12 protein-coding genes and 2 pseudogenes are annotated in these 13,067 nt (G+C 67.4%); 6 read left to right on the top strand and 8 right to left on the bottom strand.

The genetic code is table 11. The features are described from left to right. Positions 1 to 20 precede the first annotated feature (20 nt). The 5 genes from ACJX2R_RS01200 to ACJX2R_RS01220 all read right to left on the bottom strand — a co-directional run bounded on the left by ACJX2R_RS01200 (position 21) and on the right by ACJX2R_RS01220 (position 3,271). Positions 21 to 260 (bottom strand): hypothetical protein, encoded by a 240-nt coding sequence (locus ACJX2R_RS01200; RefSeq protein WP_262705091.1) that lies wholly within the window; start codon positions 258 to 260, stop codon positions 21 to 23. Beyond that, a complete protein-coding gene (gene lgt / locus ACJX2R_RS01205) occupies positions 257 to 1,120 on the bottom strand; it encodes a prolipoprotein diacylglyceryl transferase (RefSeq protein WP_413098323.1) in 864 nt (287 codons plus the stop codon). Before lgt ends, ACJX2R_RS01200 begins: the two co-directional genes overlap by 4 nt. A 336-nt stretch (positions 1,121 to 1,456) precedes the next feature. Further along, positions 1,457 to 2,365, bottom strand: a complete 909-nt coding sequence (locus tag ACJX2R_RS01210; protein ID WP_413098324.1) for a M56 family metallopeptidase — start codon at positions 2,363 to 2,365, stop codon at positions 1,457 to 1,459. Further along, positions 2,362 to 2,730, bottom strand: coding sequence for a BlaI/MecI/CopY family transcriptional regulator (locus ACJX2R_RS01215; protein ID WP_262706053.1), 369 nt, complete (start codon positions 2,728 to 2,730; stop codon positions 2,362 to 2,364). Before ACJX2R_RS01215 ends, ACJX2R_RS01210 begins: the two co-directional genes overlap by 4 nt. Then, positions 2,714 to 3,271 carry a hypothetical protein gene (locus ACJX2R_RS01220; protein WP_413098325.1) on the bottom strand — a complete coding sequence of 186 codons (558 nt, stop codon included), beginning with the start codon at positions 3,269 to 3,271 and terminating at the stop codon, positions 2,714 to 2,716. The genes ACJX2R_RS01215 and ACJX2R_RS01220 overlap by 17 nt, the downstream gene beginning before the upstream one ends. 134 nt (positions 3,272 to 3,405) lie before the next feature. On the opposite strand from ACJX2R_RS01220, the gene ACJX2R_RS01225 reads away from it, so the two are divergent. The 6 genes from ACJX2R_RS01225 (at position 3,406) to ACJX2R_RS01250 (ending at position 9,373) form a co-directional block, all read left to right on the top strand. Then, positions 3,406 to 3,858 carry a DUF6153 family protein gene (locus tag ACJX2R_RS01225; RefSeq protein ID WP_413098326.1) on the top strand — a complete coding sequence of 151 codons (453 nt, stop codon included), beginning with the start codon at positions 3,406 to 3,408 and terminating at the stop codon, positions 3,856 to 3,858. An 85-nt stretch (positions 3,859 to 3,943) separates the two neighbouring features. Then, positions 3,944 to 4,654 (top strand): DUF305 domain-containing protein, encoded by a 711-nt coding sequence (locus ACJX2R_RS01230; RefSeq protein ID WP_413098327.1) that lies wholly within the window; start codon positions 3,944 to 3,946, stop codon positions 4,652 to 4,654. A gap of 134 nt (positions 4,655 to 4,788) precedes the next feature. Continuing rightward, positions 4,789 to 5,649 carry a F510_1955 family glycosylhydrolase gene (locus ACJX2R_RS01235; protein ID WP_413105742.1) on the top strand — a complete coding sequence of 287 codons (861 nt, stop codon included), beginning with the start codon at positions 4,789 to 4,791 and terminating at the stop codon, positions 5,647 to 5,649. A gap of 138 nt (positions 5,650 to 5,787) precedes the next feature. Then, complete coding sequence (locus tag ACJX2R_RS01240; protein WP_413098328.1) at positions 5,788 to 6,729, top strand: HoxN/HupN/NixA family nickel/cobalt transporter; 942 nt, start codon at positions 5,788 to 5,790, stop codon at positions 6,727 to 6,729. Between the two features lie 221 nt (positions 6,730 to 6,950). After that, positions 6,951 to 8,351 carry a M23 family metallopeptidase gene (locus ACJX2R_RS01245; RefSeq protein ID WP_413105743.1) on the top strand — a complete coding sequence of 467 codons (1,401 nt, stop codon included), beginning with the start codon at positions 6,951 to 6,953 and terminating at the stop codon, positions 8,349 to 8,351. A 392-nt stretch (positions 8,352 to 8,743) separates the two neighbouring features. Next, complete coding sequence (locus tag ACJX2R_RS01250) at positions 8,744 to 9,373, top strand: transposase family protein (protein WP_413098329.1); 630 nt, start codon at positions 8,744 to 8,746, stop codon at positions 9,371 to 9,373. A 74-nt stretch (positions 9,374 to 9,447) separates the two neighbouring features. Here the strand turns inward: ACJX2R_RS01250 and ACJX2R_RS01255 are convergent. The 3 genes and pseudogenes from ACJX2R_RS01255 to ACJX2R_RS01265 form a co-directional block, all read right to left on the bottom strand. Then, positions 9,448 to 9,987, bottom strand: a pseudogene (locus ACJX2R_RS01255) (alpha/beta hydrolase family esterase); the annotation flags it as partial. Positions 9,988 to 10,054: 67 nt separating this feature from the next. Beyond that, a pseudogene (locus ACJX2R_RS01260) lies at positions 10,055 to 11,173 on the bottom strand (endo-1,4-beta-xylanase); the annotation flags it as partial. A gap of 100 nt (positions 11,174 to 11,273) precedes the next feature. Next, the gene (locus tag ACJX2R_RS01265; RefSeq protein ID WP_413098330.1) at positions 11,274 to 12,923 is read right to left on the bottom strand and encodes a glycoside hydrolase 43 family protein; all 1,650 of its coding nucleotides are present in this window, start codon (positions 12,921 to 12,923) and stop codon (positions 11,274 to 11,276) included. Positions 12,924 to 13,067: the final 144 nt, after the last annotated feature.

The following is a 13,067-nucleotide window of genomic DNA, read 5'->3' on the forward strand; positions in this document are numbered from 1 at the left end:
TCTGCGAGGTAGTCGCGACCCTATTTGGCGTCGAAGACACCGGCCCGCCATGCCCCGACGACAACGACGAAAATGCTTCCTGCCAGATAGAAGGGTGAATGGCCACCCGGGAGGATTGTCACGGCATCGGTGAACTCCTCGATCCAGTTGACCACGAGCGTGATCAAGCTGAGCACGAGAAGGGCCCACCCTACGATCCGGGAGGTCCTGGAGCGGGTGTGCAGTCGGCCCACCTTGATCTTGTGCGCTTCTTTGGTCATACCGCGGTTCTCTCTTCCGGGTCGGGCTGTGCGGATACGGTGCCGGAGTCCGCCGAGTCGTTGCCCTCGTCTCGCCTCGCCGAACGGAGGAGGACGACGACGGCTGCGGAGAAGACAGCGATCGAGGTCCAGTCGTTCAGGCGGAGCCCACCGAAGGTGTGGGCCTCATCGATGCGCAGGTACTCGATCCAGAAGCGGCCGACTGTGTACGCGGCGGCGTAGAGGGCGAAGGTCTGGCCCTGCTTCATGGCGAATCGCCGGCCGACCCAGAGCAGCAGGAGGGCGACGCCGATGTTCCACAGCGATTCGTACAGAAAGGTTGGGTGGTACGTCGCGATGCCGGGGCTGGACCCCGGACGGTTCGCGGGGGCGATCTTCAGTCCCCATGGAAGCGTCGTCGGTCGCCCGTACAGCTCCTGGTTGAACCAGTTGCCCCAGCGCCCGATGGCCTGGGCCAGGGCGAGACCTGGGGCTACAGCGTCGGCGAAGTCGAGCAAGGAGATGCCTCGGCGGCGGCAACCGATCCAGGCGCCGAGCGCGCCGAGAGCAACGGCGCCCCAGATGCCCAGTCCGCCCTCCCAGAGCCGCAGCGCCTTCCACGGGTCGCCGCCTTCGCCGAAGTACGCGTCGGGACTGGTGATCACGTGGTACAGACGGCCGCCGACGATGCCGAACGGGACGGCCCAGATAGCGATGTCGTCGACTTCATGGCGGTCGCGCCCGCGGGCGGCCCAACGCGTTCGAGTGAGCCACACGGCCACGAAGATGCCCAGGATGATGCAGAAGGCGTACGCCCTCAGAGGCAGTGGCCCCAGGTGTACGACTCCTTGCGCCGGACTGGGCAGGTAAGCGAGTTGCATGCGGACAGCATAAGCGAAACCGCTAAGTTACTTAGCAAAGAATTCGACTGGATCACACCAAGCAAAGCACCTGAAGGTGTGCCATGAATACCCGCCGGTCCACACACCCACACAGCAACGATCAGCACAGCCCCTCGTCCGTCACACGCATCGTCGCCGCCCTGACGAGACAGCCCGTGCGGAGCTACCCCGATACTGGCCGCTAAGCGGCATAGCAGTATGCTGTCGTCAGCACCTCGCGAACCGGGAGTCTCTGCTCGAGCAGCGCCCCTGGCGCTGACAGGAAGGCGGGCCGGGGCTCCCGGGAGGTGCGGGACAGGAGTGGGGCTGGTGTGATCAGGGCCCGCAGGCCACCAGCAGTGGCAGCAGCGGAGCCGCGATACTGGCCACCACGACACCCAGCCATGTCACACGATGCGGCCGGGGCTGCGGCGTGAGGACGCGGCGCAGCCGGATGAGAGCCCCCTGCCCACCGGCTCCCAGAGCCGCTTGCGGCGCCTGGCCAGCCGCTACCTCACACAGCGCAGTCGCCAGCACATCCCTGGAGTGACATCGCAGGGCCCTGTCGTCCGCGATCATCTCCACCAGCAGCGCGGTCTGCTCCTTGGCGTGCCGGGCGAGCGGCAGGCCGGGAAAGGCGCGGGAGAACGCGTCGACGAGCAGGTGGAGCAGGTGGTGTCGGCCCTCGATATGAGCGCGCTCATGCTCCAGTACGGCACGCATCTGCGCCTCGGACAGAACCTCGAGGGCGCCCCGAGTGACGACGACACGGCGATGGCGTCCGGGCAGGCAGTAGACGGCCGGGGCCCCGTGGTCCACGACCGTGGCGGCGTATCCGGGGGCCGGCTCGCCGATCAAGGCGAGCATGTCGAGGTGCTGCTGCCGCGCCCGGCGCGCCCGCCAGGCGCACCGTACGAGCCAGCCGAAGGGCAATAGCACGATCACGGCGGGAGCGGCGAGCGCCAGGGCGTCCCTGAGCGTGGGCGCGGACCCGCCCGCAGGGGCGTCGGCGCCGATCCCGCAGGCGGTGAGCAACCCGACGAGGCCGTCATGCACATGCTGCTCGGTGAGGACCAGGTGGTACACCGTGAGCGCGGTGGCGACGACGAATGTCGCCATGAGCCCCTGCCATGCGAGGACCGCGCTGACCGGAGCATGGTGGGTCCACCGGGCTCGGGAGAGCAGAGGTGGCACCGCGGCGCCCACCAGGGCCGCGTATCCGGCCAGCGCCACAGCTGTGATCACGCATCGCTCCGCTTTTTGGCCGCTCGGAGGGCCGAGCGTAGTGCGTCTGCCTCTTCCGGTGTGATCTGTTCGATGAAACTGACCAGGGTTCCGGCCGGGTCCGGGTTGCCGCCGAGGGCCTCCTGCATCTGCGACGCCGTGTACTGCTGCCGGGTGCACGTGGGCTCGTACACCCAGGCCCGCCCCTCCTTGTGCCGTTTCAGCATGCCCTTGCTGTGCAGAATGTCGGCCACGGTCTTGACGGTGCTGTAGGCGATGGGCCGCTTCTTGCTGAGGTCTGTCAGTACGTCGCGTGCGGTCGCCGGCCGCCCCCAGGCCCACAGACGGTGCATGATCTCCGCCTCGAGCTCACCCAGCTGCCGCACGATCGCTCCCCTCGCCCCCGAAACGCGAACCCTCTGGTACCAGTGAGCGTTCATCGTAGTGGTCGGAGCCTTGGAGCTCTTCTGTGTCCCGCCCTGAGGATGCCGTCGGCACTGGGCACTCGGCGGCCGCACGCAGACGCCTCACCAGAGCGTGCACGAGCAACGCCAGCGAGGCCACGGCCAGGACCGGCTGTGCGGGGGCCCAGTACGACAGCGCTCCGCTCACCCCGAGGGCCAGCACCACCAGCTTGTTGCAGATCGGGCAGCCGACGGCGAACGCGGACAGCACGCCCGCGAACAGCGCCCGACGCCCTCGCGGCCCGTCGGTCCGCGCGGCCGGAGGCCCACCCACGTATGTCGCCACCAGGAGCCCCATGAGCAGCGATGACGCCACCCAGACCGGATAGTTCCACCACAGCACCGGGGTCATCCGGGTGTAGAAGGGTGTGGGTACGACTCCGGTCGGCACACCGATCGCGACACCGGCGATGAAGGCCACGGCCACCGCTACCACCCACTGACGTGGCGTCCACGTACGCATGCGCCAGCCTCCCTGCCGTTACCATTACTGCCAAACAGCTTAGTAGATTGCCCCCGATGCCCGACCCGCACAGCATGATCTGGTCCGCTTCGGTACTGTTCGGAGGGCGAAGCGACCACAGACGGAGCCACGACGTGCATGTGAGCCGATACGTACGAACAGGAGGTGCCCTCGGGCACCTGCTGCTCGTCGTCGTGCTCGCGATGGGCATTTTTATGATGCACTCGATGGGCCATCCCGACAGCGCCGCCGACACGAGCATGGGAGCGGCTCACACATCGGCCACGACCGCCCACCCAGGCGGGGGCATGTCCTCGCCGCAGGACGTTGTCGTCTCCTCGCACTCTTCAGATTCCCATCAGGACAGCAAGGCGTCCTCCCACTCCCCGGCCATGGGGATGGACATGGCCTCGCTGTGCGTGGCCGTGCTCGGCACGTGGATTCTCGCCGGTCTTCTCCGCGCGGTTCTGAGCCGCAGGACGGACTGGCTGGCACGGCTTCGCGATGGCGCCGTGGCGGCCCTGCGCCCCAATCCGCCTCCGCCCAGACCGCCTGACCTCGCTCAACTGTCAGTCCTGCGGATCTAGGCCGAACGCCACCGTGGGCGGCTCGCGCTGCCCGCTACCCCGTTCGCCAGCCTTTCCTCAGAACAGACACCACGAGGTTTTCGACATGACCGCCATCAAGCGCAGCACGCTCCGTCCGCGCGTCCGCCGCATCGCACTCGTCAGCACCGTCGCCGCCGCGGGCTTGGTTCTCGCCGCCTGTGGCAACGACGACGACATGAGTGGCATGGACCACGGGAGCAAGAGCAAGAGCTCCGCCTCGGCGAGCGCGACCACAGGGGAGAACCCCGCACCGGGCACGTTCAACGACGCGGACGTGAAGTTCGCGCAGATGATGATCCCCCACCATGAGCAGGCCGTCGAGATGTCCAAGCTCGCCGACGACCGCGCCGAGGACGCCAAGATCAAGACCCTCGCCGGGGACATCGAAAAGGCCCAGGATCCCGAGATCAAGAAGATGAAGTCCTGGCTCAAGGCATGGGGCAAGCCCGAGTCCGGCGACAGTATGCCCGGCATGGACCACGGCTCCGACAGCAGCATGCCCGGTATGGATCACGGCTCCAGCGGCTCTGACGACTCGGGTATGGCCGGGATGATGTCCGACAAGGACATGAAGGAGCTGAAGGCCGCCAAGGGAACGGACTTCGACAAGATGTTCGCGCAGATGATGATCGACCACCACAACGGGGCGATCGACATGGCCAAGAACGAGCAGAAGAGCGGCAAGAACGCCACCGCGAAGAAGCTCGCCGACGATGTCGTCAAGGGCCAGACCGCCGAGGTCAAGCAGCTCCAGGGCATCCTCGACAAGCTCTGATCCGATCACACACTGACCGCTTCGGGCTCAGCCGGTCGCTCCGGGAGCCCGGGGCGGTCGCCCCCTCCCCCTACTTGTGGGCCGCGCGCAGTCATGCCTCGGCCCACCCCCACGATTCCCGAGGACTCATGAAGATGCACCGCGCCGTCCAGGCAGCCACCGCCGTCGCCGTCGGGCTCACGCTGGCCGCCTGTTCCAGCGGTGACGGCGACATGGACGCGTCCCCCGCCGTCACCACGGTCAGTCACATCCACGGACTCGGGCTGGACCCGTCCGACCAGCGCCTGTACGTCGCGACCCACGAAGGCATCTACACCCCCGATTCCAAGGGCAATCCCAAACTGGTGGGCAGCAGCAAGGACGACTTCATGGGCTTCACGGTGGCCCAGGGCAAGACCTTTTACGCCAGCGGCCACCCCGCCTCCGGAACGGACGGCCCCGGCGACAAGGGACTGATCAAGAGCACCGACGCGGGCAGGACCTGGAAGTCGCTCTCCCTCTCGGGGAAGTCCGACTTCCACGCGCTGGACTACGCACACGGCACTGTCTACGGCTACGACTCCACAGGCGGCCTGCTCCGCACCAGCAAGAACGGCACCACCTGGAAGGACCGAGCGACCCTCCAAGCGCTCGACATCGCGGTCGACCCGGACAACGCCGACCTTGTCCTCGCCACCACCGCGGAAGGCGTCGCCCGCAGTACCGACGGCGGCACGACCTTCGACAAGGGCAAGCAGCCGGTGATGGCCTTCCTCTCCTGGAAGGCCAAGAACGCCCTCTACGGCATCGACACCTCCGGTGGACTGAGCCGGAGCACCGACGGCGGCGCCACATGGAAGAAGCTCGCCACCGTCCCCGGCGGACAGCCCCAGGCCCTCACCGCCGTCGACACCGGGCACATCCTGGCCGCGACGCAGAACGGCGTGTACGAGTCAAAGGACGGCGGCAAGACCTTCACCAGGCGCCTCGCCGTCGAGTCGAGCGGCGGCCACTGACCCCAACCCAACGTCATGTCGGCTGGCCGACAATGCTGCCGTGGCCGCAGGCGCAGCCTCGATATCGACGGGCGCCGGCCATTTCCCACGGATTCCTAAGCGCATCACGAGATCGTCCCCAAGGGAAGTCGTCCATGAGTGCACGAGCGCCGCCGCTTCGACCGACGCGAGATACGTCGGCTCGCGGCGCTGTACGGCGTGGTGGCGGCACTCCACATCGTGGGGCTCGGACTGTTCGCGTACTACAACGCGCGCTACCACGGCCTCACCGACAGCCAGGGGCGGTTGCTGTACGCGGGGGCCGCGGGGTTGGCCTACACGCTCGGCATGCGCCACGCCTTCGGCTTCGCGGAGATCGGCGGCGTCATCGGGACTCTGGTCTCCGGTGTCTCCCTCTACGCGATCGCCGCACTGAACCTGGCAGTGCTGCGCGGCATCCTCCGCACCTGGCGCGAGGCGAAAGCAGGCCGCCACGAACCGGAGGAACTGGAGCAACTGCTCGCCAACCGCGGGCTGATGAACCGGGTCTTCAAGGGCCGCTATAACCGGTTCATCGAGCACAGCTGGCAGCTCGACTTCGTGGGCCTGCTCTTCGGCCTCGGATTCGACACCGCCACCCAGCTCGGAGCGCTGGGCCTGGCGGCGGGTTCGGCCGCGGACGGCACATTGCCGCCACTCGCCATCATCGCCCTACCACTGATCTTCGCCGCCGGCATGAGCTTGATGGACACCACCGACGGTGTGTTCATGGCGAAAGCGTACGAGTGGTCGTTCTCCAACCCGGTCCGCAAGATCTACTACAACCTCACCATGACCGGCCTTTCGATCTTCGTCGCATTCATCGTCGGCACCGTGGAACTGGTCTCACTACTCGCGGAGCAGCTGGGCACGGCCGACCAACGGCCCTGGTCGTGGCTCACCGACATCGACCTCAACACGATCGGCATCGTCATCGTGGTGACATTCCTGGTGACATGGATCGGCGCCGTGACGCTCTGGAAGGCGCGACGCTTCGACGAGCGATATCCGCCACATTGCACCCCCGCCGACACGAGGCCCGATACACGCCCTGACCGGTAGAGGGCCGACGTCTCGCCGACCGGGCCAGGAATCGCGGCCAGGCGAGGCAAGATCGGTGCGGGTCGTCCCCGCCCAACCACCCCCGCTCTCAATCATCCCCTATATTGTTAAGTAGATTAGCCGTGCGGCGGGTCTGCGGCCTCGCTCTGAGACGCTCCCACCCACCTCAGGCGCCTGCTCACGAGGGGATGGCTGCGCTGGAGTACTGAGACCCGTTGACGATGACCGATGCCGGGTACCGCTCGAACACCGTCGCGGCCGGTGCTCCTACTGCCAGGACAGAAGAGAAGCCAGTGGTTAACGAGCGACAGTCGTCGGGGGATTGGGCCCCGGCCGAGACCGGTCACGCCCCCGACACCGCGTATGGGATCTACGATGCCTACCACGGTGGTGCCCAGCACGGCGGTGTGACATCTAGCGGTTACGACGACGAGGACCCGCTGTTCGGCGCGATGCCCAGCATGTATGACACCACGGCCGCCCTTTACGACGAGTCCGCCCATCAGCTGTCGTACAACACCCACGGCTACGGCCCCACCACGATGTGGGACGCCCCCGGCCATGAGGGGATGAACTCACCCGCGGTCGACCTCGGCCCGGCAGACCCGTGCGGGCACATAGCCCAGTGGGAGGACTCCACCGGCCAATGGCGCGATGGGGTCTCCTCCACAGCATGCCTCGATGAGTACGAGAGGCAGACGCAGACGTGGAGCACGGGCGCCTCTGCGGATTGGGATGCTTCCCGCGGCTCTCCCGCGTCACCGAACTTCCTTTCCTCTCAGGCCGACGAGTCGCCCTGCCAGGCAGGGCATGTCCAGGACGCCACCGAGGATGCGGGGGCTACCTCTCCCGGACCGCGCCGAGCGGACATCCGTAATCGCCGCGCGTCCGCCCGGCGATCCGCGCTCCTGACCGTCGCCGTTCCGTCCGCTGTCGTTATGGCCATCACAGGGGCGGCGGCCGTCTCCGTCAGCGTCGATGACCAGGATGAGAAGGCCACACAAGCCGCCCCGGACACGGCACCGGCCATCGAGCCATCGGCAGCCAACGGCAAGCTCGACGCGCAGCTCGCCGGTGTGACACGTGGCGCAGATGACTTCGCCGATCGCGCCAGCCGTACGCAGCAACGTATCGATCTCAAGCAACGTCAACTACAGGAGCAGAGACGCAAGGCGGCCGAAGCCGCACACAGAAAGGCGGAAGCGGCACGCAAGGAGGCGCTCCGCCCGAAGTTCGCTCTTCCCGTCGCACAGCGAGGAGTCGGCGAACTGTTCGGAGCGGCCGGCTCCATGTGGTCGAGCCGGCATACCGGACTCGACTTCCCCGTGCCCATGAACACCCCGGTGATGGCCGTCACCGACGGCACGGTCGAAGCCAAATGGAATCCATTCTACGGAAACATGGTCATCGTCAGCGCTCCCGATGGCACCGAGACCTGGTACTGCCACCTTGCCAGTGCCAAAATCCGGGCCGGCCAGGTCAAGGCAGGAGAGGTCATCGCCTACGCCGGAAGCTCGGGTAATTCGTCGGGACCACACCTGCATCTTGAAGTGCATCCCGGCGGCGGCGATGCGATAGATCCATTGACCTGGCTTCGCAGCCACGGCGTCGACCCCACATAACAGCGATGGGCGCGGCTCTGGCGAACCGCACCCGTCGCAGCCGATACCGCAACTCCCGGCCGAACGGCCTTGAGTTGGGGCATCGTTCGCCCCCGGGCCTGTGGCCTGGTGGATCAGACGGTCGTGGGCTGCGGCTCGGGGGTATGGGTCGCCAGTCGGCCGGTGCGATGGAGGCCGTACAGGGCGGTCGCGCAGGCGAGGCCGAGCCAAGTCGCGTGAGTTGACCCGCTACGGCCGCCGTCGACAGCAGCGCGAGCCGGGCCGGGCACCGACGTGGCGGGCCGCCGAAGGTTGTCGGCGGACTTCGAAAAGCTGGTTCTGGATCACTTTTGGTGCTCTGTCGCTGATTTGGGGGTGGCTGCCGTCTTTCGGCGGATGGGAATCACCTCGGTGTGGACGAAGCGGTGCGTGTGGCTGACCTCCTCTTCCCGGGTGTGGATGTGGAGGTCGAGCGGCTGCTACTCACGGATGTCGAGGTCTGTGTCGCCATACGGCCACGGGCCGCATCGGCGGCCTGTCCCGAGTGCGGGCAGAGATCACCACAGGCGCACTGCTACTACGAGCGGTGCCTGGCCGACCATCCCGTCGCCGGCCGGCGCGTGCGGATCGAGCTGCGGGCACGGCGCCTGGTCTGCGAGAACGCCTTCTGTACCCATCGGACGTTCGCCGAGCAGATACCGGGCCTGACTCGCCGCCACGCCCGCCGGACGAAATCCCTCACCGCTCTGCTCACCGACGTGGCACTGTTCCTGGGCGGCCATCCGGGAACCCGCCTGTTCAAGCGAATGTCCCACGACCTGCAAGGACACTCTGCTCCGGCTGATCCGCGCACTACCCGACCCGGAGCCAGGCCCCGTCCCGGTCCTCAGTATCGACGAGTTCACCCTGCGCCCCGCCGCAGGACCTACGCGTCGATCCTGATCAACATGACCACCCATCGCCCTGTTGAGCTCGGCGGCTCTCCGGGCGGTGCGTGGTGTGGCCGCGTACCGCCCGGCAACAACCCTGTCGCTGAGATATGACACGGACGTGCGGGACGGCAGCCTCCGGGCCTCCGGCGTCGGGCGGATCGGCCCGACGCCGGGGTGGTTGCCTAGAACTGAGTGAAGAACTTCCAGACCTCTCCGGGAACCCAGGTCTTGGAACCGCTGTCACCTCCGGCCCCGTCCTGGGGAGCGGCGATGTGGCCTTCGTCGAACGCGGCCCACGCGACCGGATGCCCGGCCGGACACCCCGCGTAGGTGGTGACTGAGTGCCTTCGGCTGCCCTGCGCCGGCTCGGGCGGGTTCTATCCGGCGCAGCCGTTGTTCCTGACGAACTTGTCCCGCATGGTCCGTCCGCCGGAGATGCCGAGCACTCCGTCCCTGATGCCGTGCACCCCTAGGTAGGCGATGGGCTGGGTGCCACCGCCGCATCCGCTGAGCTGTCCACCGGATTGGACCGCGACCGCGCGGAAGACCGTCGGCCGGGCACATGCCAGCGCGTAGGTCATGGCGCCGCCGTAGCTGCGGTTCTGGTCGTAGTTGTCCGGAACCTTCAGGATGTAGCTGCGGCTCTTTCCGCTGCTCTGAATCGTATGCGTACCGCTGGTCAGCGCGGGCGTCTTACCGCATCCGGTCATATGTGCGGGTCGCAGGTGTCCGTTTCCGTGCCGAGCCCGGGTCCGTCCGAGCCGATGGCTTCGACGATCAGCTGGAGCTTCATCGGAAACTGGACGGCAGCGAGGCGGCCGGAGAGGTCGTACTCCTGGCGGCCGGTGTGCCGCCGAGGGCGGTCAGGGTGGCGTTGTACGCGGCCTTCTTGTTGCCGCTGCCGTCGAAGAGCAGCGGCTTGTCCCCAGCGCGCCAGGAGTCGGTGTCGCGGATGCCCCATACGGTGATGCCGGTGCAGCGCGGGACGTTCATGCAGGCCTTGACCGTGTTGGCGTACGCGTTGGTGGGCGCCTGGGCGATGTCGAGCTCGGTGATCTGCACGTCCACGCCGAGTGCGGCGAAGCTCGACAGGGTGGTCTGGAACGAGGCCGGCGGGCCGCCGGTGCCGAAGTGGGCCTGGAAACCAACGCAGTCGATGGGGACACCCCGTGACTTGAAGTCACGGACCATGCGGTAGACGCCCTGGGTCTTGGCGTCGGTCCAGTTCTCGATGTTGTAGTCGTTGTAGCAGAGCTTGGCCGCGGGGTCGGCCGAGCGTGCGGTGCGGAAGGCCTGCTCGATGAAGCCGTCGCCCAGCAGGTTCTGGAAGACCGAGGGGCGGTGCTGGCCGCTGCCGCCGTCGGCGAACGCCTCGTTGACCACATCCCAGGCGTAGACCTTGCCCTTGTAGTGGGCCATCTGGGTGGTGATGTGGTTGTTCATCACGCTGCGCAGGGTGTTCGCGTCGCCGATGGAGCTGACCCAGCCGGGCAGCTGGGAGTGCCAGACGAGGGTGTGGCCCCGTACGCGCTGCCCGCGCGAGAGGGCACGGTTGGCGATCTGGTCGCCGGGGCCGAAGTTGAACGATCCGCGGGACCGCTCGGTGGTGTCCCACTTCATCTCGTTCTCGGGTGTGACCATGTTGAACTCGCGGTCCAGGATGGTCGAGTACGTCGAGTCGCCGAGCCTGCCCCCGGCCACGGCGGTCCCGAAGTACCGCCCGGACTGGGCCGCCTGTGCGCCCAGGGTGGAAGCCTGGGCGGATGCGGACGCGGATGCGGCGGTGGGTGCTGCGGTGGCGGTCCCGGCCACCGCCATGACGCCTGCGGCTATGAGGCCTAACGCCGAAGCGCGGCGCCGGCCGCGCCGGTCGTGTCGGTCGTGTCGGTCGTGTCGGTCGCGATCGTTCATCTCTCTCCTCAAATGGGTGGGGGCACCGTGGGAGCGCTCCCAGAATCGGTCGTACGAGTACGTTCGCGTCCGTGTGCGGACAGTGGCCGGAGCGGACCGGTCAGGGCGTGGTGAGTTCGAAGCGGGTGACGTTGACCGAGCCTCCGAGTGCCTGGGTGGCGTGGTTGAAGATGGCGTACCGGTAGCCCATGAAGAACCGCCAGTCGTTGCCCATGGTGAACGAGGGCCCCAGGCGGATGAAGTTGGTGCCGTCGGTGCTGTAGGAGAAGGTGCCCGGCCGCCCCGCGCCGGGGCGGATGTCGGCGGTGACGCGCAGCCATATGCGGCCGCCCTGGACAGCGGCGCTCGCGAGCTCCGTTCCGGTGCCGGTGGTGTTCCAGTTGCCGTCCATGGTCAGCCCGCTCACCATCGCCACCCGGGTCGCACCGCCGTCCCGTTTCACACCGATCCACGCGGACGAGTCGCGCAACAGCGCCAGTCCGGCCCGGTCGCCGTCCCGCATCGCGGAGTGGTCGAGCTGGATGGTGGCGGTGGAGGTGGGCCCCTGGATCCGGTGGGTGAGGGTGTTGCGGGCCCAGTACAGGTCGTTCGTTACCGTGGCGGTTCGCAAGGTCAGGCCGTTGTTCACCGACCACTTGGTGTTGTCCGGGTTGTGGTTCCACTCCCACGTCGGCTTCAGGAACGTACCGTCGAAGGTGTCGACGCCGGTCAGCGGGGCGGCCTGGTGGGGCGGGGCCCCGACGGCGGCCGGACTGGGATACGAGGCACCCCAGGCACCGTTGACCAGCTGCACCACGGGCCAGCCGTCGGAGGTCCAGGTGACCGGGGCCAGTACGGGGATCCGGCCGCCTGGGTAGGCGTCCACGAAGGCCATGTAGTACCAGGCGCCGTTCTGGGTCTGTACGAGCCCGCCCTGGTGTGGCACCCCGCCGCCGGAGACCGGCCCGCCCAGGTTGAGCAGGACCTGCCGCATGGTGTACGGACCGAAGGGGCCGCTGGTGGACTTCAGGATGTACTGGCCGTTGGCGGGGCGGGTGAGGAAGATGTAGTAGTTGCCGTTGATCTTGTAGAAACGGGATCCCTCCAGGGTCCCCACGCTCGACGGCGTGGTGAACACCTGTTGTGCACGGACCTGGGTACGGCCGTCGGCGGAGAGCTGGGCCACGCTGATGGTGGTGTTCCCGTACGACACGTACATGGTGTCATCGCTGTCGATGAGCAAACCCGCGTCGTAATAAGCATTGTTGATCGTGGTGAGCCTGGTCCAGGGCCCTTCGACGGATGGGGCGGTGTAGATGTACGAACGGGAGAACTCGATGCAGCCGAGCCAGTAGAATGTCCGGTTGCTCGGGCGGTAGGCCAGCGACGACGCCCAGACGCCTTTGACGTAGGCGCGGGAGCCGCTCAGGTCGTACTTGGAGCCGAAGTCCAGCACCGGTACCGAGTGGCCGGCGAACTCCCAGTTCACCAGGTCGTACGAACGGAGGATGGGCGCCCCCGGCGAGTAGTGCATCGTGGAGGCCGAGTAGTAGTAGGCGTTACCGACGCGGATGATGTCGATGTCCGCGAAATCCTGCCAGATCACCGGATTCGTGAACTGGGCGGCAGCGGCCGTGGGCGTGACCGCGGCGGAGTCGCGCGGCAAGGCGGTGGCGCGGGCCGCAGCGGAGACGGGCAGGGCTCCTGCCGCCAGCCCCGTGGCCGTTGCCAGTGCCTTGCGGCGACTGTACTCGTGGTGGAGCCAGGACATGGAAGGTCGCTCTCTCTCGTTGTGGTCGGGGCGGCGGGCCGCACATGGGCGCGGGCAGCCCTTCGGCGAGAAACAGAACACCTGGGGAGCGGTGGCCCACCGGATGCGGATGCATGAGGAAACTCCCTGGGTCGGCTGGGGCAC

Origin of the sequence: Streptomyces sp. Inha503, from assembly GCF_047215865.1 — a bacterium.
Taxonomy (GTDB): Bacteria; Actinomycetota; Actinomycetes; order Streptomycetales; family Streptomycetaceae; genus Streptomyces; species Streptomyces lycopersici.